This window comes from Labrys sp. HAY1-8F, assembly GCF_056754975.1.
The window spans coordinates 2,046,706-2,065,499 of the sequence record NZ_JBPGWZ010000002.1; the positions used below are offsets into that span (position 1 = coordinate 2,046,706).

An 18,794-nucleotide genomic window follows, 5' to 3' on the forward strand; every position below is an offset into this window, starting at 1 on the left:
CGGCGGCACCTCACCGCCGCTTCCATCCATCACAGGCTGTTGAAGAAGGCGATCTCGTCGGCAAAGGACTCGTGTGCCATCGGAAAATCGAAACCCTGGAAGACATGGCAGCCGCCCGGCCATAGCCTGAGCGTCGTATGGCTGCCGGCTGCCTCCCAGCGCCCCGCCATGAACATCGTGTCGTCGAGCAGGGCGTCATAGGTGCCGACAGAAAACAGGGCCGGCGGCATGTCTTCGAGATTGCCGTAAAGCGGCGAGACATGGGGCGAGCGCAGATCGACGCCGCCGGGCACGCAGGCCCGCACGAACAGTGCGATATCGCGCGACGTCAGGATAAGTCTGCCCCTGTCGAAATTGCGTGCGCTAGGAGTCATGCCGAGATCGTAGCAGCCGGCGATGAGATTGGCGCCGGCGAAGGGCCTGAGGCCATGCCGATCGCGCAGGCGCTGCAACGTCAGCGCGGAAAGGTGGGCGCCGGCGCTTTCGCCGCCGATGAAGAAACGTTCGGTGCGGAAGCGCTTGCGCCCCTCGGACACCAGCCACAAGGCCGCCGCCTCGCAATCGTCCGGCCCGGCGGGAAAAGGATGTTCGGGCGCAAGGCGATATTCGACGGAGATGCAGGCCATGCCGGTGGCCTCGGCGATCTTCTCCAGCGTCTCGTCCTGGAAGTCGGACTGGTTGAACATCCAGCCGCCGCCATGGATGTGCAGGTAGACCCCGGTCGGCGTTTCCGGCGCAATGATGCGGATCGGCACCTTGCCCTGCCGGCCCTCGATTTCCAGCACCTGCGCCCGCGCGCTCTTGCCCTGCAGCGGGAAGATCCCCTTGCCCTGGCGCCGGGTCTCGCGGATCAGTTCGGGCGGAAAGGACCACAAATCCGGCAAGGCGCTCATCTTGGCGATGATATCGGCATTGAGGGCCGCCGTGGTTTCGGCCACGGCATCGGGAGCAAACACGGCAGGATCGACAGAGGGCATGAGCTTGAATCGCCTCGATGGGATGGCGCACAGTGCAGGGAACCGGCAAGGTCGGCAAGACCTGCCGCTCCACTCGGCCCGTCGCGCAACCTCTGACCATGGGAAGAGCCGGGACGCGGCAACTCAACCTCTTCTCATCAGGGCGGAAAACCGCTATCCCTAGCACCTTGATAGGTGGCTATAGCGAGACCATGATTCCTGACGAGACCGAAAGCAAACGCCCGCAAAAACCGCATGGTGATGCCGGCTCCAGGGACACGCGCGCCAAGAACCTTCCGGCAGAGACCCTCGACCTCCCGACAAAGACCGTCTTCATCAAGTCCTATGGCTGCCAGATGAACGTCTATGACAGCCAGCGCATGGCCGATACGCTGGCACCGCAGGGCTATGTCGAGACCTCCAGCCCCGAAAATGCCGACCTCGTCATCCTCAACACCTGCCATATCCGCGAAAAGGCGGCGGAAAAGGTCTATTCGGAGATCGGCCGCCTGCGCGTGGCGCGCGACGAGCGCCGCCGCCAGGGCGGCGATCTGAAGATCGCCGTCGCCGGTTGCGTCGCCCAGGCCGAGGGCCGGGAGATCATGAGGCGCGCGCCCGCCGTCGATCTCGTGGTCGGGCCCCAGGCCTATCATCGCCTGCCGGACCTGCTCGCCAAAGTATCGACAGGCTTGGCCGATGGCACCAGCAAGCCTGTCGACACCGACTTCCCGGTCGAAGACAAGTTCGCCATCCTGCCGGCACCACGCCGGGAAAAGACCCTGGCGCGCGGGCCTTCCGCCTTCGTCACGGTGCAGGAAGGCTGCGACAAGTTCTGCACCTTCTGTGTGGTGCCCTATACGCGCGGTGCCGAGACCTCGCGGCCGGTCGCCGCCATCGTGGCAGAGGTCGAGCGCCTGGCCGAGGCGGGCGTGCGCGAGATCAGCCTGCTTGGCCAGAACGTCAACGCTTATCATGGCGAGGGGCCGGATGGACGCGACTGGACGCTCGGCCAACTCGTGCACCGCCTGGCCCGCATCGAGCCGGTGGTACGCCTGCGCTACACCACCTCTCATCCCCGCGACATGGACGACAGCCTGATCGAGGCCCATCGCGACCTGCCGGCGCTGATGCCTTTCCTGCATCTTCCGGTGCAATCGGGCTCGGACCGCATTCTGGATGTCATGAATCGCAAGCATACGGCAGCGGACTATCTCAAGCTCATCGAGAAGATTCGGCATGCCCGGCCCGACATGGCATTCTCCTCCGACTTCATCGTCGGCTTTCCCGGCGAGACCGATGCGGATTTCGAAGCGACCTTGCGGCTGATCGAAGAGGTCACCTATGTCTCGGCCTATTCGTTCAAATATTCGCCGCGTCCGGGCACACCGGGCGCTACGATGACCGACCAGGTCGACGAAGTGGCGAAGGCCGCGCGCCTCGCCAGGCTGCAGGCGCTCACCGAAGGCCAGCAGAAGGCCTTCAATCAGGCCAGCATCGGCCGCACCATGGATGTGCTCTTTGATCGCAAGGGCAAACGGCCAGGTCAGATCGCCGGCCGCACCCCCTATCTCCAAGCCGTGCAGATCGAGGCGGATGACAGCCTGATCGGTACGGTGGCGCCCGTCGAAATCACGGCCACGGGTGCCTGGTCGCTGCACGGCATACTGGCCGGCGCTGGATTCAGGGAGGCCGTTGCTTGAAGGTGGACGAGGAACGACGGACACACATGACAACGCAAACCCCATCCCTGCCGACGACGGACGCACCTGCGGAAATCGTCACGGCCTTCGAGGACAATCGCCTGGCCACGCTTCTCTTCGGCCAGCATGACCAGAACCTCGCCTTCATCGAGCGCAAGCTCGGCATCGAGGCGACGGCCCGTGGCAATCATGTCGCCCTGCGCGGTGCCAAGGACAGCGTGGAACAGGCCAAGCGCGTGCTGGAGAGCCTGTATCAACGCCTGCGCTCGGGCCAGCAGATAACGTTGGGCGATGTCGACGGCGCGCTGCGTATGGCTGGCTCGCAGGGTGTGCTGTTCACGCCGGAAGGCAAGCCGAAAGTGGCGCCGACCGGCGGCGCGGCCTCTGTCGGCACCCGCAAGAAGACGATCGCCGCCCGTACGCTGGCGCAGGACGCCTATATACGGGCGCTGCAGAAGCATGAACTCGTCTTCGCCACCGGTCCCGCCGGCACCGGCAAGACCTATCTTGCCGTGGCCCACGCCGCGGCGCTGATCGAGAAGGGCGAGGCCGACAGGCTGATCCTGTCCCGCCCCGCCGTCGAGGCGGGCGAGAGGCTCGGCTTCCTGCCCGGCGACATGCGCGAGAAGGTCGACCCCTATCTGCGCCCGCTCTATGATGCGCTCTACGACATGATGCCGCCTGAGCGCGTCGAACGAGGGCTGACCTCGGGCATGATCGAGGTGGCGCCGCTCGCCTTCATGCGCGGGCGCACGCTCGCCAATTCGGTGGTGCTGCTGGACGAGGCCCAGAACTGCACCTCGATGCAGATGAAGATGTTCCTCACGCGCCTGGGCGAAGGCTCGCGCATGATCATCACCGGTGATCCGACCCAGATCGACCTGCCTCCCGGGCAGAAATCGGGGCTGATCGAGGCCGTCGACCTGTTGAAAGACATACCCGAAATCGCCATCTGCCGATTCAACGCCGCCGACGTCGTGCGCCATGAACTGGTCGCCAAGATCGTGCGGGCCTATGAGGCCAGGGATTCGACCAGGCCTTTGGACGCTAGCAAGCCCTCGGGCGAAACCAAGTCATGAGTGACGCCGCCATCACCATCGAGAGCGCTATCGAGAGCGATCTTTGGCAGGACCCCGATGCCATCGAGGCCTTGATCACGCGTGCAGTGGTCAAGAGCCTCGACGTCGCGGAGCTTGCGCATGCGCCGGGAGCCGAACTCTCGATCGTCCTGACCGACGATGCTTCGATCCGCGCCATCAACGCCGAGTGGCGCGGCAAGGACAAGCCCACCAACGTGCTGTCCTTCCCACAGGCTGTGGGAGACGCAATCGAGACGGCGCCGATGCTGGGCGACATCATCTTTGCCCATGAGACGATCGCGCGGGAAGCCGAGGAAACCTCGACGAGCTTTGCCGATCATCTCAGCCACCTCACCGTGCATGGCCTCCTGCATCTGTTCGGCCATGACCATTTGACCGATGCCGAGGCCGAGGTGATGGAGGCGCTGGAAGTGCGCATTCTCGCCGAACTCGGTATCGCCAATCCCTATGCCGACGCGCCCTTGTTGCGCGAAGCGAGCTAGAGGCTGTTATGGACCGTGGATGGGGTTTTGATGAGGTCAACACTGGCTGGATGGGAGGAGCAAGCGCTGCCAAGACTTCTGTCTTGGCAAGCGAAGCGACGCTGCAGGCGGCCAGTCCTCACCTCACCCCGCAGGAGCGCGGCGCTTTTGGCCGACGAGTACGTCCGATATCGTAGCAAGCCGAAAGGCTTGCGTCCTCACCCTCCCACGCACTTGCTTTGCAAGTGCGGACATCCTCGGCCAAAATCGCTCACGTCAAAATCCCATCCACGGTCCATAACAGCCTCTAACACACAGAGCCATGTCCGACAGCAACGATCGAAGTAGTAGCCAACCCAGCGCCTCCCAGGAGCCTCAGCACGAAGGCCTGCTGGGACGGATCAAGTCCGCGCTTGGGCTGAGATCCCAGCCCTCCATCCGCGACGATCTTGCCGATGCACTCGAGAATTCACGCGCTGCGGAAGATTCCAGCTTCTCCCCCGAAGAGCGTGCCATGCTCAAGAACATCCTCGGCCTGCGCGGCAAGCGCGTCGACGATGTGATGGTGCCGCGGGCCGACATCGTGGCCGTGCCGCTCGACATTTCGCTGGGCGACCTGCTCAAGGTCTTCCAGACGGCGGGCCATTCGCGCCTGCCCGTTTATAACGAGACGCTGGATGATCCGCGCGGCATGGTCCACATCCGCGATTTCGTGGCCTGGCTGGCGTCGCGGGCCGCCATCGCCGCGCGGCGGAGCCGCAAGGTCCGCGAGAGCGATCTCGCCAAGGACGGCGAGACCGCCAAACCCTCGCCCAGGGAGGCCGCCCTCGCCTTGGGCAACATTACCCTCTCGACGCCGCTGAGCTCGGTGAAGTCGCTGACGCGCAACGTCCTCTTCGTGCCGCCTTCGATGCCCCCCATCGACCTTCTCGCCAAGATGCAGGCCACCCGCACCCAGCTCGCTTTGGTGATCGACGAGTATGGCGGCACGGATGGCCTGGTCTCGATGGAGGACATCGTCGAAATCGTGCTCGGCGACATCGAGGATGAGCATGACGAGGATGATGGCGACATGATCGTCGCCTCGGGCGAGGGCATCTTCACCGCCGATGCCCGTGCCGATCTCGACGACGTCGCCGCCGCCATCGGCCTGGAGATGCATGAGGACGAAATCGAGGCCGACGTCGATACGCTGGGTGGCTGGCTGGTGACGCTGGCCGGCCGCGTACCGGTGCGCGGCGAGATCGTGCAGGGGCCGGGCCAGCTCGAATTCGAAATTCTCGATGCCGATCCGCGCCGGGTGAAACGGGTGCGCATCCACACGGCCGGCAGCGGCATCGTCAGGCCGCGCGATGGGCGCAAGCGCGAGAAGAAGCTGGCGCCTGCCGGCGATGAAGCGGCCATTGCCACCAATGGCGAGCGGAGCCCGGCGAGCGAAACCAGCGGCGACGGCGCCACGTGATCGCTGCGCTTGCGTCTCGCCTGGCCGGGTTGAAAGGCTGGCGCCGCATGGCCGTCGCCTTCCTGGCGGGTGCCTTGGCGGCGCTGGCCATGGCGCCCTTCAATGCCTTTCCGGTGCTGGCCGTCAGCTTTCCGGTGGCGATCTGGCTGCTGGATGGCATCGTCTTCCCGCTGGAGAACCCGGCTCCCGGGTTCTGGCGCAGCATCGGCGCGGCGGCCCGGCTCGGCTGGTGCTATGGTTTCGGCTATTTCCTGGCCGGGCTGTGGTGGATCGGCAATGCCTTCCTCGTCGATGCAGATCAGTTCGCCTGGCTGCTGCCCTTCGCCGTGCTGCTCCTGCCTGCCGGCCTTGCTTTCTTCCACGCGGCCGGGTTTGCCCTGGCGCGCCTCCTGTGGTCGCAGGGCAATGCCCGCATCCTCGCCTTTGCCGTCGCCATGGCTGCCTGCGAATGGCTGCGCGGCCATATCCTGACCGGCTTTCCCTGGAACCTGTTCGGCTACGCGCTCGCCGAGGAGCTTCATCTGGCGCAGAGCCTGTCCCTGATCGGAGCTTATGGGCTCACACTCGTGGCGCTCGTCCTGTTCTCCACGCCGGCGGCGCTGGTGCGACGGGATGGTTGGCGCTGGCCGGTCTTGTCCGTCGCCATCCTGGTCGCGATGGCCGCCTTCGGCGTGTGGCGGCTTGGCCAGCACCCCACCGGTTTCGTCGACGGGGTGCAACTGCGCATCATGCAGCCCGATCTGCCGCAGGACGCCAAGTTCAATCCGGCCCTGCGCAATGAAGTGCTGACGCGCTATCTGGCCTTGTCGCGCCAGCCGGCCGCCGACGGCAGTGACGGCCTTGCCAAAACAACCCATCTGATTTGGCCTGAATCGGCCTTCCCCTTCCTGGTGGCGCAGGATCCCGAAGCCCTCAAGGTGCTCGGGGACCTGGTTGCACCCAAGGCCGTGCTGCTGACGGGTGCCGGCCGGGCGGAGGAGAATCTCGACGACGGCGGCTGGCGCTTCTTCAATTCCCTGCATGTCATCGACGCCACCGGCACCATCATCGGCAATTACGACAAGGTGCACCTCGTCCCCTTCGGCGAATATCTGCCCTATCAATCCGTGCTCGAATCCCTCGGCTTCGAGCAATTGACCAAGCAGCGCGGCGGCTTTTCGACAGGTCCGGGCTTGCGCACGCTCGATATTCCCAACGCGCCGCCCGCCGGCATCCTCATCTGCTATGAAGCAATCTTTCCGGGCGAGGTGATCGATCCGACCAACCGCCCCGGCTGGCTGCTCAACGTCACCAACGATGCCTGGTTCGGCGTCACGCCGGGTCCATATCAGCATTTCGCCGAGGTAAGGGCTCGCGCGATCGAGGAAGGCTTGCCTCTGGTGCGCGCCGGCAACAACGGCATTTCCGCCGTGATCGATCCGGTGGGGCGCATCGTCGCCAGCCTGCCGCTGGGCACCAGCGGCGTTCTCGATTCGCGGCTTCCCACCACCCTGCCACCGCCGGTGTTCGCCACAGCCGGCACCGGCATTGTTACCGCATTGTTTCTGATTGCCTTAATCGGCGCCGGCCTTGGTTGCTTGGACCAACGCCGCCAGCGCCGATAACACATATTTGTTACAACCGCGCCAAGCGGAGGGCGCGAGACCGACTGGATTTTCCCGCATAAGGAGGTATAGTCACCCTGCTGGTTGCAGGATGCATTTGAACTACTTCAGATTGCGCCGCCGCGATTGTATCTCTGGCGCGCCGTGCTTACGCCACGTTACGGCCGCAATTCATTTTCAAATTCGTCGCTGTATTTTCAAATATTTGCTAGTGACTTGGAGTTAATATTATGATCAAGAAAGTTCCCAATCCCATTGATCAGCACGTTGGTAGCCGCGTCCGTATCAGGCGCGTCCTGGTGGGTATGAGCCAGGAGAAGCTCGGCGAGGCGCTTGGCCTCACCTTTCAGCAGGTACAAAAATACGAAAAGGGTACCAACCGCATCGGTGCGAGCCGGCTGCAGCAGATCGCCTCGATCCTGGGCGTCACGATTTCCTTCTTCTTTGAAGGCCTGCCGCCAGAAACCGGCTCCGTGCATACGACTGAGCATGCCGGTGAGAGCGACACTTCCCATGTCATCGAGTTCCTGTCGACCACGGAAGGCCTGCAGCTGAACAAGGCCTTCGCCCGCATCAAGGATCCGAAGGTGCGGCGCCGGGTCGTCGACCTCGTCTCCACGCTCAGCCAGGAACACGCCGCCTGAGCCACGAAGCGGCGCCCATCGGCGCCCTTTGGTTTCGATGCGCCCTGTGCGGTTTGGTGATGCCACCAAACCGCGGTACGCGGCGGAAAATCGCTCCAGCGTTCCTTTAAACGAACAAAACGTACGATTTGCCGCTTGACGGCGAAGCCTACCCTCGCCAAAACGGGACGATACCAAGTTCCATTTTGGCGTGGAGAAACATTCGTGTCCCGTTCCGACTATTTGTTTACCAGCGAGTCGGTCGCTGAAGGCCACCCCGACAAGGTCTGCGATCGTATCTCCGACGAAATCGTCGACCTGTTCTATCGCGAGGCGGCGAAGACCGGAATGGATCCCTCCCAGGTGCGCGTCGCCTGCGAAACCCTCGCCACCACCAACCGTCTGGTGATCGCCGGCGAATATCGCGGTCCCGACACCATCACCAAGGGCAAGATCAAGAGCGCCGCCCGCCGCGCCGTCAAGGCGATCGGCTATGAGCAGGAAGGCTTCCACTGGAAGAAGGCCAAGATCGAGGTCCTGCTGCACGGCCAGTCTCCCGACATCGCCCAGGGCGTCGACATTTCCGGCAACAAGGACGAAGGCGCCGGTGACCAGGGCATCATGTTCGGCTATGCCTGCCGCGAGACGCCGGAATTGATGCCGGCTCCGATCTACTACGCCCACAAGATCCTCGAAGACATCACCAAGGCCCGCAAGTCGGGTGACCTCGGCATGCTCGGCCCCGATGCCAAGAGCCAGGTCACGGTGAGGTATGAGGGCGGCAAGCCGGTCGGCGTGACGCAGATCGTGCTCTCCACCCAGCATCTCGACGAGACTCTGACCTCCGGCGACATCAAGAAGCTGGTCGAGCCCTATATCCGCAAGACCCTGCCGGAAGGCTGGATCGGCAAGGATACGGTCTGGCACGTCAACCCCACCGGCAAGTTCGTGGTCGGCGGTCCGGACGGCGATTGCGGCCTGACCGGCCGCAAGATCATCGTCGATACCTATGGCGGCGCAGCTCCCCACGGCGGTGGCGCCTTCTCTGGCAAGGACCCGACCAAGGTCGACCGTTCGGCGGCTTATGCGGCACGCTATCTCGCCAAGAACGTGGTCGCCGCCAAGCTGGCAGACCGCTGCACCATCCAGCTCGCTTACGCCATCGGTGTGTCCGAGCCCCTGGCTATTTATGTCGACCTGCACGGCACCGGCAATGTCGCCGAGGAGAAGATCGAGAAGGCCTTGCGCGACGTGATGAGCCTGACGCCTCGCGGCATCCGCGAGCACCTCAACCTCAACAAGCCGATCTATGCCCGCACCTCCGCCTATGGCCATTTCGGCCGCAAGTCGGCCCGCGACGGCGGCTTCTCCTGGGAGAAGACCGACCTCGCCGACGCGATCAAGAAGGCCGTGCGCGCCTGATCCGAGGCCGACAATAGACACAAAGCCTTTCCCGCTCGCCGGGAGAGGCTTTTTTCATAGCGCTTTGCTTCGGTGGGTATGGGTCGTGACGGAAGACGACAAGCACAAGTTCGGCGACGGTATGGATGCCCCGTCTCGGGGCCATGGCGCCTTCTTCGGCCGCCGCAAGGGCAAGACCTTGCGGCCGGGGCATGCAGACCTGATGTCCGGCGCACTGCCGCATTTGCGCCTCGACCTGACCGCCCCGGCCCCCGCCGACCTTGCCGGCCTGTTTCCGGGGCCTGTGGATGACGTCTGGCTCGAAATCGGCTTCGGCGGCGGCGAACACCTCACCCAGCGTGCCGGCGAGAACCCGAACGTCGGCTTCATCGGCTGCGAGGCCTATGTCAACGGCACCGCCAAGATGCTGGCCCAGATCGAGCAGAACGGGCTTGCCAATATTCGCCTGTGGGACAACGACGCCAAGCAAGTGGTGGATTGGCTGCCGGCCGGCTCGATCGGGCGCATCTATCTGCTCTATCCCGATCCCTGGCCCAAGCGCCGCCATCGCAAGCGACGCTTCCTGGGCGAGGAAATGCTGAGGCATCTGGCCCATGCTCTCAGGCCTGGGGGCGAACTGCGTTTTGCCACCGACATTGACGACTATGCCGCCTATGCCCTGGCGCGCGTGGCACGCTCGTCCGATTTCGAATGGACGGCCGAGCGCCAGGCCGACTGGCTGACGCCCTGGGACGGCTGGCGCTCCACCCGCTACGAAGCCAAGGCATTGCGGGAGGGCCGGCGCGGCGCCTATTTCACCTTCAGGAGAGTTTAGGTTCTTCCTGGGACCACCCAGGCGGGCTGCCTATTGGGCTGTCAGCCGGGCCAGCACGCCTTCCAGGGCGGCATCGAAAGCCCCGTCTCCTCCTCCCTTGAGAGGCCGGTCGAGTTGCCCCGCCAGCAGGAGATGGGCATAGCCGTGCACGAGCGACCAGACATGCAGCAAGGTGTCGAGCCGCTCGCCCTCGAGTGGGCCTTCGCCCGCCCTGGTTACCAGGCGAATCGCGGTCTCGAGCTCGGCGAAGGCCTCCTGCCCGGCAGCCCGTAGGGCCGGATCCTCGATGTTGAGCCGATGCCGGTTGAAGGTGAGCCTGAACCTCTCCGGATATCGGCGGGCGAAGGCGACATAGCCGCGGCCGATCGCCCGCAATCGGGCCTGCGGCTCGTCGATGCCAGCGCGGGCCTCGCGCATGAACAGCGTGAGCGTTTCGAATCCTAGCGCCGCTACCGCGGTCAGGAGACCGGCGACATCACCGAAATGATGCGCGGGAGCGGCATGGGAGACGCCCGCCCGCCGGGCGCATTCGCGAAGGGTGAAGCCCTCGACACCCCGTTCGGCCAGGACGAGTTCAGCCGCGAGGAGCAGCGCGGCCCGCAGATCACCATGATGATAGCTAGCCTTGTGCGCCGTCGATCCCTGCTCCACTTCGTTTTCGCTCCGCATCATCAACACCACCGCCCCGCACCGTAGGGTCGCCATCACTATCCATCACGATCTTGACAATGTCAAAATTGCTGCCATCCTTATCTTGACACTGTCAAGTTGGAGATGCCGACATGACTCTCGATCAAGCTTTCACGCTCGACAACGTCTTTTCCTGGGCTGGCATCCTCGCTCTCTGTGGCTGGATCGTCCTTGCCCTCTCTCCCTTGCGTCCGGCCCTCGCCCAGCTGATCGCCGCCAGATTCGTTCCGATCGTGCTCGGCCTTGCCTATGCCGTCCTGCTCTTTCACTTCTGGGGCGAGGCTGCAGGCGGCTTCGGCTCTCTCGGCGATGTCGCCGCGCTGTTCGGCCATCGCGGCCTGCTCCTGGCCGGCTGGCTGCATTACCTCGCCTTCGACCTGCTGATCGGAGCCTGGGAGGTGCGCGAGGCGAAACGGGCCGGAGTGCCGCAGCTGGCCGTCCTGCCCTGTCTCGCCCTCACTTTCCTATTCGGTCCCGTCGGCTTCCTGACCTTCCTGGCCCTGCGCAACGTCTGGCTCCGGGGCTTCTCCCGCCGTCAAGGAGAACCCACATGACGACGAACATCTCCAGCCTGCGCCTTGCCTGCCGTCCCCATGCGCTTGCCTGGAGAGTGGCGGATGATCTGCTTCGACGCGAGCGCCGGCTGGCGCGCGGCGGCTTCGTCATCCTGGCGCTGATGGTCCCGACCCTCGCGGCCCTGATGATCGACGACAGGATGCTCAACGGCATCTCCGTTTGGATCAAGCCGCTGAAATTCCAGCTCTCGGTCGGCCTCTATCTCCTGACCGTGGCCTGGTTCGTCGGCGCCTTGCCGAAACAGGCGCGCCACGGGCGGGCGGTGCGGGTCCTCGTCGTCCTCGCTTTGGCAGCGAGCACGTTCGAGATCGGCTACATCATGCTGCAAGCGGCGCAGGGCCTCGCCTCGCACTACAACGTGGCCGATCCCTTCCACCGGCTGATGTACACGTTGATGGGCATCGGCGCGGTGACGCTCACGGCCGTGAGCCCTGCCTTGGCAGTCTTGCTGCTGCGACACCGCCCGCAAGCCTGGTCGACCGCTTTCTGGCTGTCGGTCCTGCTCGGGCTAACGCTCACTTTCGTGCTCGGCGCAGGCTCGGGCAGCGTTCTTTCCGCCGGCAATGGCCATTGGATCGGCGGCGCGCGCACGGACGCGACGGGCGTGCCGATCTTCGGCTGGTCGCGTACGGGCGGCGACCTGCGGGTGGCTCATTTTCTCGGCCTGCACGTCTTGCAGATCATGCCCGTCCTGGGCCTGATTGCAGAGCGCTGGGCCAGCGGCCGCATTGCCGCTGTCATCGTCTGCGCCGCCGCGCTCGCCTATGGAGCAGTCACGCTCTTCGTCTTCGTGCAGGCCTTGCTGGGCCTTCCCTTCATACCTGCATGAGAACGAGCGATCGGCTCACTTCTTGCGGCCGAACCAGCCCTTCTTTTCCGGTTCGGCCGGGGCTTCCTCGCCTTCCGGCTTGGGCGAGATCGCCTGGCCGAACTTCTCGAAGAAATCGCCAGCGAGTTTCTTGGCCGTGCCATCGATCAGGCGCGCGCCGAGCTGGGCGATCTTGCCGCCGACATCGGCCTTGGCGTCATAGTGAAGGATTGTGGCCTCCTCGCCATCGGCCTCGAGACGCACGGTGGCGCCGCCCTTGGCAAAGCCGGCGACGCCGCCCTGGCCTTCGCCGGAAATGGTGTAGCCATTGGGCGGATCGAGGTCAGACAGCGTCACCTTGCCGTTGAAGGTGGCCTTGACCGGCCCGATCTTCAGCACGGCCTTGGCGGTCATCTCGGTCGGCGAGACCAGCTCGATCGCTTCGCAGCCCGGAATGCACTGTTTGAGGACCTCGGGATTGTTCAGGCCCTCCCAGACCTTCTCGCGCGAAGCCTCGATGCGCTGCGAACCGCTCATATCCATGGAACTGCTCCTCCCGGGCCATATGCCCCTTTGCTTCATAGATCATGACCGACGGCCGCGGAGCAAGACAGGGATGTAAAATTGCTGCTGCCTGCTGTCGTCGCTCCCCACTCCCGTAATCCAGCCGCAACCCTTGTTTCCTATCGCTGAGCCACAACAAGGACATTTCGAATCATGAATCGGAACACATCGCTTCGTGGATGGGTGGCCATGGCACTCAGCGCCCTGGGTCTGCTGCCACCGAGCGGTCTCGCTTTCGCCCAGACGTCCCCGATTGCCAGCGGCGGCGAGACCGTGGCAGTTGCCGGCATCGAAAACATCCTGATCCGTCATGCCAATGCCAAGGGCAGCCTCATCCTGCTCACCGGCGGTGACGGCCGGCTCGATGTCGGGCTCAACGGCCAGTTCCGCAGCAGCGCCGACAATGTGCTCATCCGCAACCGCGACGCCTTTGCCGCCAAGGGCTATAACGTACTGCTCGTGGACAAAGGCACCAACCTCGCCACGGCGGTCGAAACCATGGCAGGCCTCAAGCGGCCCGTCACGGTCGTGGCCACCTCCGCCGGCACGCCCCGGGCCGCCGAAGGCCTGGTAAAGGGCGCCAAGCCGGACCGACTGGTGCTGACCTCAGCTTTCCTCAGCAAGGAGTCCGGCCCCTCCGAGAGCGTCATGGCCATCCTCGGCTCCTCCAAGCTGCTGCCATCAACCCTGGTGGTGCATCACCGCCAGGATGGCTGCCGCTTCACCAAACCGGCCGGCGTCTCCCCCTTCCAGGCCTGGGCCGGAGAGCGGGCGATGGTGAAATGGCTTGAGGGTGGCCTGCAAACCGGTAATTCCTGCCGGTCCCGCGCGCATCACGGCTTCAATGGCCAGGATGCGGAACTGGTCTCGCTCGTCACGGCATTCGCCGGACAATAGAGCTAAAGCGTTTTGCGATTTGACGGAACCATCTCAAATCGCAAAGACGCGTCCGACCAAAGAGCTGGAGTAAAAGGGCGTTTCTACCAAAACGCGCTTTGCTCCAGCCCGGCGCATCACTCCCCGAAGCCGAACGCTCCCTCCGGATCCATGGCTTGGTGCAGCCGCCCCGCCGCCAGGCGGGCAAGCAGCAAGGTCAGCACCTTGCGCGTCGGCGCGGCAAGGCGCTGCTCGGGAGCGTCCCGCAGCAATGTGCCGCCATAGGCGTCGGCCACGATGCTGCCGGCTTCCTCGGGGAGCAGAGCCAGTGGGAAATCCGGGCCGACGGCGAAGAACAGCCGGTCGCAATAGGTGAGATAATCAGGCCATTTGTGGTCGACCTGGAAGTCGATCACCGAGGACTTGATCTCCACGATCCAGATCTCGCCCTTGCGGCCGACAGCGAGCAGATCGGCGCGGCGGCCATTGGGCAGCGTCACCTCTGGTACTGGCGTCAGGCCGTATTGGCGCAGGAGCCGGCTGGCACCGCGCTGGATCGTCAGGGCCGCGGCGGACTGGCGGCCGTCTACGGGCAGGACCGGCAAACCGCTCGTCATCGTCCCGCCTTCTCCCGCCGCCTTTCCACCGAGGAGGCGATCCGCATGGATTCGCGATATTTGGCGACGGTACGCCGGGCAATGTCGATGCCGTCCTTGCGCAGCAACGCAACGATGGTGTCGTCGGAGAGGATGGCATTGGGTGCTTCGGCATCGATCATCTGGCGGATGCGATGGCGCACCGCCTCGGCCGAATGCGCCTCCCCCCTTCGGCATTGGAGATCGAGGCGGTGAAGAAATATTTGAGCTCGAACAGGCCGCGGGCCGAGGCGATGAACTTGTTGGCGGTAACGCGCGACACCGTTGATTCATGCATGCCGATGGCATCAGCCACGGTCTTGAGATTGAGCGGACGCAGATATTGCACGCCGAGGGAGAAGAAGGCGTCCTGCTGGCGCACGATCTCGGTGGCGACCTTGAGGATGGTGCGTGCGCGCTGCTCCAGGCTACGGGTCAGCCAGTTTGCCGTCTGCAAGGCCTCGGTCAGGAAGGTCTTGTCCGTCTCGCTGCGGGCCGTCCGCGCCACGCGGGCATAGTAGTTCTGATTGACCAGCACGCGCGGCAAGGTGTCGGGGTTCAGTTCCACCATCCAGGTCCCGTCCGGTGCGGCGCGCAAGAGGACGTCGGGCACCACCGGCTGAACCGGCGTGGAGCCGAAGGCCAGGCCCGGCTTGGGCGTGAGGCCACGCAGTTCGGCGATCATCTCCGTCACATCCTCCTCGTCGACACCACATAGGCGCCGGAGAGCCGGGATGTTGCGCTTGGCCACCAGCTCCAGATTGTCGAGCAGTGCGGCCATGGCCGGGTCGAACCGATTGCGCTCCTTGAGCTGGAGCGCCAGGCACTCCTTCAGCGAACGAGCCCCGACACCGCTCGGCTCGAAGCCCTGCACGATGGCGAGCACGGCCTCCACCTCCTGGAGCGCCGCCGCCAGGCGTTCGGCGAGATCGGCCAGATCGCCGACGAGATAGCCGCTCTCGTCGATCATATCGATGATGAAGCGGCCGATCAGCCGGTGCCTGGGATCCCGAGTTGCCAGATCAAGCTGCGTCTCCAGATGATCGGCCAGCGAAATACCGGCCGCGGCCATGCTCTCGTAATTGACGTCATCGTCACCGCCATGGCCGCCCGCACCGACATTCGACCAGGACGAGACATAAGGATCGCTCCCGGCTAGCTGCTCGATCGCCGCCGGCGCTTCCTGCCTGTCGGCGGGCCGCTCGTCGGGAAAGACATTGTCGAGATCGGTGCCGAGCCCCTGCTCCATCGCCTCGCGGGAGGGCGCCATGTCATCTTTCAGCCAATCGCCCGCGGCGGGATCGACAGGCGCTGTCGCAAGCGTCTCGGGTTCGCGCGAGATCTCGCCATCGGCGCGCTCCAGGATCGGGTTACGCTCCAATTCCGCGTCGACATAGGCCGTGAGATCGAGATTGGACAGTTGCAGAAGCTTGATCGCCTGCATCAGCTGCGGCGTCATCACCAGCGACTGGGTCTGGCGGAACTCAAGCCTTTGCGACAACGCCATGAACGCGGACGATCCTGATTATCAGTCTTGTTGCGGGCAGCATCCTGCATGGACGGCGGCCAGAAGCAAGTTTCACGCCAGATTTTTCGGCAGGCAAGCCGACAAAAAGAGGAAGACCGGAGGCACAACCTGACGCCGAGGGCGATGAAAGGCGTGGAAGGCGCATTATGATGCCTTACCCCGGCCGAGAAATCGGCTAGGTAAGGGCAGAATGTGAAGAAGGGGAACTCCGATGGAAGGCGTGATAGTCGTCGATCACCCGCTGGTGCAGCACAAGCTCACTTTGATGCGCGACAAGAATCGCTCGACCAAGGGGTTCCGGCAGTTGCTCAACGAGATCGGGCGCCTGCTCTGCTACGAGGTCACCCGTGACCTGCCGCTGGAAATGGTCGAGATCGAGACGCCCCTGACCAAGATGCAGGCGCCGCGCGTGGCCGGCAAGAAACTGGTACTGGCGCCGATCCTGCGTGCCGGCGAGGGTTTCCTCGAAGGCATGCTGGACCTCGTGCCCTCGGCCCGCGTCGCCCATATCGGTCTCTACCGCGATCCCGCCACGCTGCAGGCCGTGGAATATTACTTCAAGGCCCCGCCTGATGTGGCGGAGCGTCTGGTGATCGTGCTCGACCCGATGCTGGCCACGGCCAACTCCGCCGTCGCCGCCATCGAGCGGCTGAAGGCCCGCGACGTCAAGGACATCCGCTTCGTCTGCCTGCTCGCCGCCCCCGAGGGCATCAAGCATCTGCGCGAGGCCCATCCCGACGTGACGATCTGGACGGCGGCGATCGACAGCCATCTCAACGACCACGGCTATATCGTGCCGGGCCTGGGCGATGCCGGCGACCGCATCTACGGGACGAAGTAGGCGGGAATACCTGACGCGCTCCAAGGACGTTCCTGGGGCGTTTCCTTGATCAGCCCTCAATTGATTGCCATCCTCGCCGAGTTCACCCTGTTTCCACGGCGGCCCCATGCGCATTCTTCTGATCGAGGACGACCCGATGATCGGAAAGGCGCTGTTGCAGGCACTCGGCGATGCCGGCATGGCGGTGGACTGGGCCCGGGACGGTGCCGACGGCGCGGCCGCCCTGCAACGCCACGGCTACGGTGTCGTCCTGCTCGACAACGGCCTGCCCTGCAAGAGCGGCTTTGAATTGCTGCGCGATCTCAGGCGGGCCGGCGACACCACGCCCGTCCTGATCATCACCGCCAGGGACGACCTCGACCATCGCGTCGACGGCCTCGACCTCGGCGCCGACGACTATATCGTCAAGCCTTTCGAAATGCGCGAGCTGCTCGCCCGAATTCGCGCCGTGCTGCGTCGCCGCCATGGCGGCCAGGCCGTCTCCACGCTGGTCCATGGCGATCTCGAACTCGATCTCGAAAGCCATCGTGTCACCTATCGCGGCCAAAGCCATGTGCTGACCGCACGGGTCTTTTCCCTGATGCTGGTGCTGATGGAGCGTCCCGGCGCGATCGTCTCGCGCAGCCAGCTGGAGGAACGCCTCTATGGCTGGGGCGAGGAGGTCGAGAGCAACGCCGTCGAGGTCTTGATCCACTCCATCCGCAAGAAATTCGGCAAGGACATCATCCGCAATTCGCGCGGAGCGGGCTGGATGATCGAAAAGGACGCTCCCTGATGTCGTTGCGCTGGTCGAGCCTTACAGCCATCGCCGCCGTGCTGCTGGTGGTCGGCATCGGCGCGGCCCTCGCCTCCTACTTCGCCGTACGGCGTGAAGCCCATCGCTTTCTCGACAAGCAGCTGCAGCAAGTGGCCGTCTATGCCCTGGAAGCGCGCAATCTGCGCCCCGCCATCAAGAGCACCCGCAACCGCGAGGACGATCTGCTCGTCCAGGTCTGGGATGACGCCGGCGCGCCGATGCGCTCGACCAATCCCGCCATTGCCATTCCGCGCGGCGAAGGTACCGGCTTCTCGAACGAGATCGTCGCCGGGCATGAATGGCGGGTCTACACTCTCGCCGAGGGAGAACGCACGGCTCAGATCGCCCAGCAAATCGAGGCACGTACCGAGCTGGCCGAACATGCGGCCCTCGGTGCCGTTCTGCCGATCATCATTCTCGTCCCTGTCGCCTGGCTCTTCCTCGGCCTGGTCATCTATGTGGTGATGAAGCCGCTCGGCCGCATCGCGGCGACCCTGTCGGAGAGATCCGTCGCCGATACCATGCCCATCCCCGTGACGGGCGTGCCTTCGGAGGTCCTGCCGCTCGTTGCTGCGATGAACCGCGCGCTATCCCGTCTGCAGCAGACGCTGGAACGTCAGCGCCGTTTCATCTCCGATGCCGCCCATGAGCTGCGTACCCCGCTCGCCGCTCTCACCCTGCAGATCGGCAATCTCAGGCCTCTTGCCCGAGGCAAGGAACTGAACACCAGGCTCGACGACCTGGAGGCAGGCGCCAGGCGCGCCACCCATCTCACCAACCAGATGCTGCAGCTGGCCCGCCTGGAATCCGGTGCCAGCGGGCAGCAACGCTCGCCTGTCGATCTCGGCGCACTGGCCGAGGCTTGCGTGGCCGATCTCGAGCCGATCGCCAAGGCGGGGGGGTTGCATCTGAGCTTGCGGCGAAACAGCGAGGTTCCCCTGGCCGGCGACACCAGGCAACTACGGACACTGCTCACCAATTTGATCGAAAACGCCCTGCACTACACCCAACCGGGCGGCGAGGTCACGGTCGAAACCATCGACGAAGGACGTGGGATACGCATCACCGATACCGGGCCGGGGCTCGATCCGGACCTGCTCGGACGTGTCTTCGAACGCTTCTTCCGGGCCGCGCCGCAGCATGTCGAAGGCACCGGATTGGGGCTGGCGATCGCCAGATCCATCGCCAATGGCCATGGTATCGCCCTCTCTCTGGCCAATCGGGTGGATCGCAGCGGCCTGGTGGCCGAACTCCTGGTCTCGGCTCACCTGGACGGCGAGATCGCGAATGCCCCGACAGGGGCCTGAAATATGCCGCGGCCAAGCTGGTCGCGAGCTT

The 18,794-nt window shown here is 64.5% G+C and carries 18 protein-coding genes and 1 pseudogene; 14 read left to right on the forward strand and 5 right to left on the reverse strand.

Annotated elements, in window-relative coordinates:
- Positions 1-29 precede the first annotated feature (29 nt).
- Positions 30-977 (reverse strand): alpha/beta hydrolase, encoded by a 948-nt coding sequence (locus ACR9ZN_RS18505; RefSeq protein ID WP_481272860.1) that lies wholly within the window; start codon positions 975-977, stop codon positions 30-32.
- Between the two features lie 191 nt (positions 978-1,168).
- Between ACR9ZN_RS18505 and miaB the strand changes: the two genes are divergently transcribed.
- From miaB to trmB, 8 genes are all read left to right on the forward strand, one after another.
- Positions 1,169-2,656: a tRNA (N6-isopentenyl adenosine(37)-C2)-methylthiotransferase MiaB gene (gene miaB / locus ACR9ZN_RS18510; RefSeq protein WP_441770235.1), complete on the forward strand. Its 1,488-nt coding sequence runs from the start codon at positions 1,169-1,171 to the stop codon at positions 2,654-2,656.
- A 26-nt stretch (positions 2,657-2,682) separates the two neighbouring features.
- Positions 2,683-3,735, forward strand: a complete 1,053-nt coding sequence (locus ACR9ZN_RS18515; protein ID WP_441770234.1) for a PhoH family protein — start codon at positions 2,683-2,685, stop codon at positions 3,733-3,735.
- Positions 3,732-4,238 (forward strand): rRNA maturation RNase YbeY, encoded by a 507-nt coding sequence (ybeY, locus tag ACR9ZN_RS18520; RefSeq protein ID WP_481272861.1) that lies wholly within the window; start codon positions 3,732-3,734, stop codon positions 4,236-4,238. Before ACR9ZN_RS18515 ends, ybeY begins: the two co-directional genes overlap by 4 nt.
- Positions 4,239-4,539: 301 nt before the next feature.
- Entirely contained in the window at positions 4,540-5,679 is a 1,140-nt protein-coding gene (locus ACR9ZN_RS18525; protein ID WP_454815687.1) for a transporter associated domain-containing protein, read from the forward strand.
- Between the two features lie 47 nt (positions 5,680-5,726).
- A complete protein-coding gene (gene lnt, locus ACR9ZN_RS18530) occupies positions 5,727-7,283 on the forward strand; it encodes an apolipoprotein N-acyltransferase (RefSeq protein ID WP_481274370.1) in 1,557 nt (518 codons plus the stop codon).
- 230 nt (positions 7,284-7,513) lie between these two features.
- On the forward strand, positions 7,514-7,927 hold the full coding sequence (locus tag ACR9ZN_RS18535) for a helix-turn-helix domain-containing protein (protein WP_481272862.1): 414 nt from the start codon (positions 7,514-7,516) through the stop codon (positions 7,925-7,927).
- Between the two features lie 204 nt (positions 7,928-8,131).
- Positions 8,132-9,328 carry a methionine adenosyltransferase gene (gene metK, locus ACR9ZN_RS18540; RefSeq protein ID WP_434957931.1) on the forward strand — a complete coding sequence of 399 codons (1,197 nt, stop codon included), beginning with the start codon at positions 8,132-8,134 and terminating at the stop codon, positions 9,326-9,328.
- 85 nt (positions 9,329-9,413) lie between these two features.
- Positions 9,414-10,142, forward strand: a complete 729-nt coding sequence (gene trmB / locus ACR9ZN_RS18545) for a tRNA (guanosine(46)-N7)-methyltransferase TrmB (RefSeq protein WP_481272863.1) — start codon at positions 9,414-9,416, stop codon at positions 10,140-10,142.
- A gap of 30 nt (positions 10,143-10,172) precedes the next feature.
- Here the strand turns inward: trmB and ACR9ZN_RS18550 are convergent, their stop codons facing one another.
- Positions 10,173-10,847: a TetR/AcrR family transcriptional regulator gene (locus ACR9ZN_RS18550; RefSeq protein WP_434957933.1), complete on the reverse strand. Its 675-nt coding sequence runs from the start codon at positions 10,845-10,847 to the stop codon at positions 10,173-10,175.
- Positions 10,848-10,924: 77 nt separating this feature from the next.
- Between ACR9ZN_RS18550 and ACR9ZN_RS18555 the strand changes: the two genes are divergently transcribed.
- Complete coding sequence (locus ACR9ZN_RS18555; RefSeq protein WP_481272864.1) at positions 10,925-11,386, forward strand: ABA4-like family protein; 462 nt, start codon at positions 10,925-10,927, stop codon at positions 11,384-11,386.
- Entirely contained in the window at positions 11,383-12,237 is an 855-nt protein-coding gene (locus ACR9ZN_RS18560) for a hypothetical protein (RefSeq protein ID WP_441770228.1), read from the forward strand. Before ACR9ZN_RS18555 ends, ACR9ZN_RS18560 begins: the two co-directional genes overlap by 4 nt.
- A 15-nt stretch (positions 12,238-12,252) precedes the next feature.
- Here the strand turns inward: ACR9ZN_RS18560 and ACR9ZN_RS18565 are convergent, their stop codons facing one another.
- Positions 12,253-12,759, reverse strand: a complete 507-nt coding sequence (locus ACR9ZN_RS18565) for an SRPBCC family protein (protein WP_434957935.1) — start codon at positions 12,757-12,759, stop codon at positions 12,253-12,255.
- A 210-nt stretch (positions 12,760-12,969) separates the two neighbouring features.
- Here ACR9ZN_RS18565 and ACR9ZN_RS18570 point away from each other — a divergent pair, with 210 nt between their 5' ends.
- Positions 12,970-13,677, forward strand: a complete 708-nt coding sequence (locus ACR9ZN_RS18570) for an alpha/beta hydrolase (RefSeq protein WP_481272865.1) — start codon at positions 12,970-12,972, stop codon at positions 13,675-13,677.
- Positions 13,678-13,793: 116 nt separating this feature from the next.
- Here the strand turns inward: ACR9ZN_RS18570 and ACR9ZN_RS18575 are convergent, their stop codons facing one another.
- Positions 13,794-14,273, reverse strand: a complete 480-nt coding sequence (locus ACR9ZN_RS18575) for an MmcB family DNA repair protein (RefSeq protein WP_481272866.1) — start codon at positions 14,271-14,273, stop codon at positions 13,794-13,796.
- Positions 14,270-15,798: pseudogene (gene rpoN / locus ACR9ZN_RS18580) on the reverse strand (RNA polymerase factor sigma-54). The gene ACR9ZN_RS18575 and the pseudogene rpoN overlap by 4 nt, the downstream one beginning before the upstream one ends.
- 232 nt (positions 15,799-16,030) lie before the next feature.
- Between rpoN and upp the strand changes: the two are divergent.
- The 3 genes from upp (at position 16,031) to ACR9ZN_RS18595 (ending at position 18,763) form a co-directional block, all read left to right on the forward strand.
- Positions 16,031-16,660 (forward strand): uracil phosphoribosyltransferase, encoded by a 630-nt coding sequence (gene upp / locus ACR9ZN_RS18585; protein WP_434957938.1) that lies wholly within the window; start codon positions 16,031-16,033, stop codon positions 16,658-16,660.
- Between the two features lie 106 nt (positions 16,661-16,766).
- Positions 16,767-17,435, forward strand: a complete 669-nt coding sequence (locus ACR9ZN_RS18590; protein ID WP_481272867.1) for a response regulator — start codon at positions 16,767-16,769, stop codon at positions 17,433-17,435.
- The gene (locus ACR9ZN_RS18595; protein WP_454815704.1) at positions 17,435-18,763 is read left to right on the forward strand and encodes an ATP-binding protein; all 1,329 of its coding nucleotides are present in this window, start codon (positions 17,435-17,437) and stop codon (positions 18,761-18,763) included. Before ACR9ZN_RS18590 ends, ACR9ZN_RS18595 begins: the two co-directional genes overlap by 1 nt.
- Positions 18,764-18,794 lie beyond the last annotated feature (31 nt).

What these genes read in the sequence shown, in the direction of transcription:
- ACR9ZN_RS18595 (WP_454815704.1), top strand. Translation starts at nt 17,435, where the DNA reads ATGTCGTTGCGCTGGTCGAGCCTTACAGCCATCGCCGCCGTGCTGCTG.
- ACR9ZN_RS18555 (WP_481272864.1), top strand. Translation starts at nt 10,925, where the DNA reads ATGACTCTCGATCAAGCTTTCACGCTCGACAACGTCTTTTCCTGGGCT.
- ACR9ZN_RS18515 (WP_441770234.1), top strand. Translation starts at nt 2,683, where the DNA reads ATGACAACGCAAACCCCATCCCTGCCGACGACGGACGCACCTGCGGAA.
- miaB (WP_441770235.1), top strand. Translation starts at nt 1,169, where the DNA reads ATGATTCCTGACGAGACCGAAAGCAAACGCCCGCAAAAACCGCATGGT.
- ACR9ZN_RS18560 (WP_441770228.1), top strand. Translation starts at nt 11,383, where the DNA reads ATGACGACGAACATCTCCAGCCTGCGCCTTGCCTGCCGTCCCCATGCG.
- ACR9ZN_RS18525 (WP_454815687.1), top strand. Translation starts at nt 4,540, where the DNA reads ATGTCCGACAGCAACGATCGAAGTAGTAGCCAACCCAGCGCCTCCCAG.
- ACR9ZN_RS18590 (WP_481272867.1), top strand. Translation starts at nt 16,767, where the DNA reads ATGCGCATTCTTCTGATCGAGGACGACCCGATGATCGGAAAGGCGCTG.
- ACR9ZN_RS18565 (WP_434957935.1), bottom strand. Translation starts at nt 12,759, where the DNA reads ATGGATATGAGCGGTTCGCAGCGCATCGAGGCTTCGCGCGAGAAGGTC.
- upp (WP_434957938.1), top strand. Translation starts at nt 16,031, where the DNA reads ATGGAAGGCGTGATAGTCGTCGATCACCCGCTGGTGCAGCACAAGCTC.
- lnt (WP_481274370.1), top strand. Translation starts at nt 5,727, where the DNA reads ATGGCCGTCGCCTTCCTGGCGGGTGCCTTGGCGGCGCTGGCCATGGCG.
- ACR9ZN_RS18550 (WP_434957933.1), bottom strand. Translation starts at nt 10,847, where the DNA reads ATGGCGACCCTACGGTGCGGGGCGGTGGTGTTGATGATGCGGAGCGAA.
- ACR9ZN_RS18505 (WP_481272860.1), bottom strand. Translation starts at nt 977, where the DNA reads ATGCCCTCTGTCGATCCTGCCGTGTTTGCTCCCGATGCCGTGGCCGAA.
- ACR9ZN_RS18575 (WP_481272866.1), bottom strand. Translation starts at nt 14,273, where the DNA reads ATGACGAGCGGTTTGCCGGTCCTGCCCGTAGACGGCCGCCAGTCCGCC.
- ACR9ZN_RS18535 (WP_481272862.1), top strand. Translation starts at nt 7,514, where the DNA reads ATGATCAAGAAAGTTCCCAATCCCATTGATCAGCACGTTGGTAGCCGC.
- ACR9ZN_RS18570 (WP_481272865.1), top strand. Translation starts at nt 12,970, where the DNA reads ATGGCACTCAGCGCCCTGGGTCTGCTGCCACCGAGCGGTCTCGCTTTC.
- ybeY (WP_481272861.1), top strand. Translation starts at nt 3,732, where the DNA reads ATGAGTGACGCCGCCATCACCATCGAGAGCGCTATCGAGAGCGATCTT.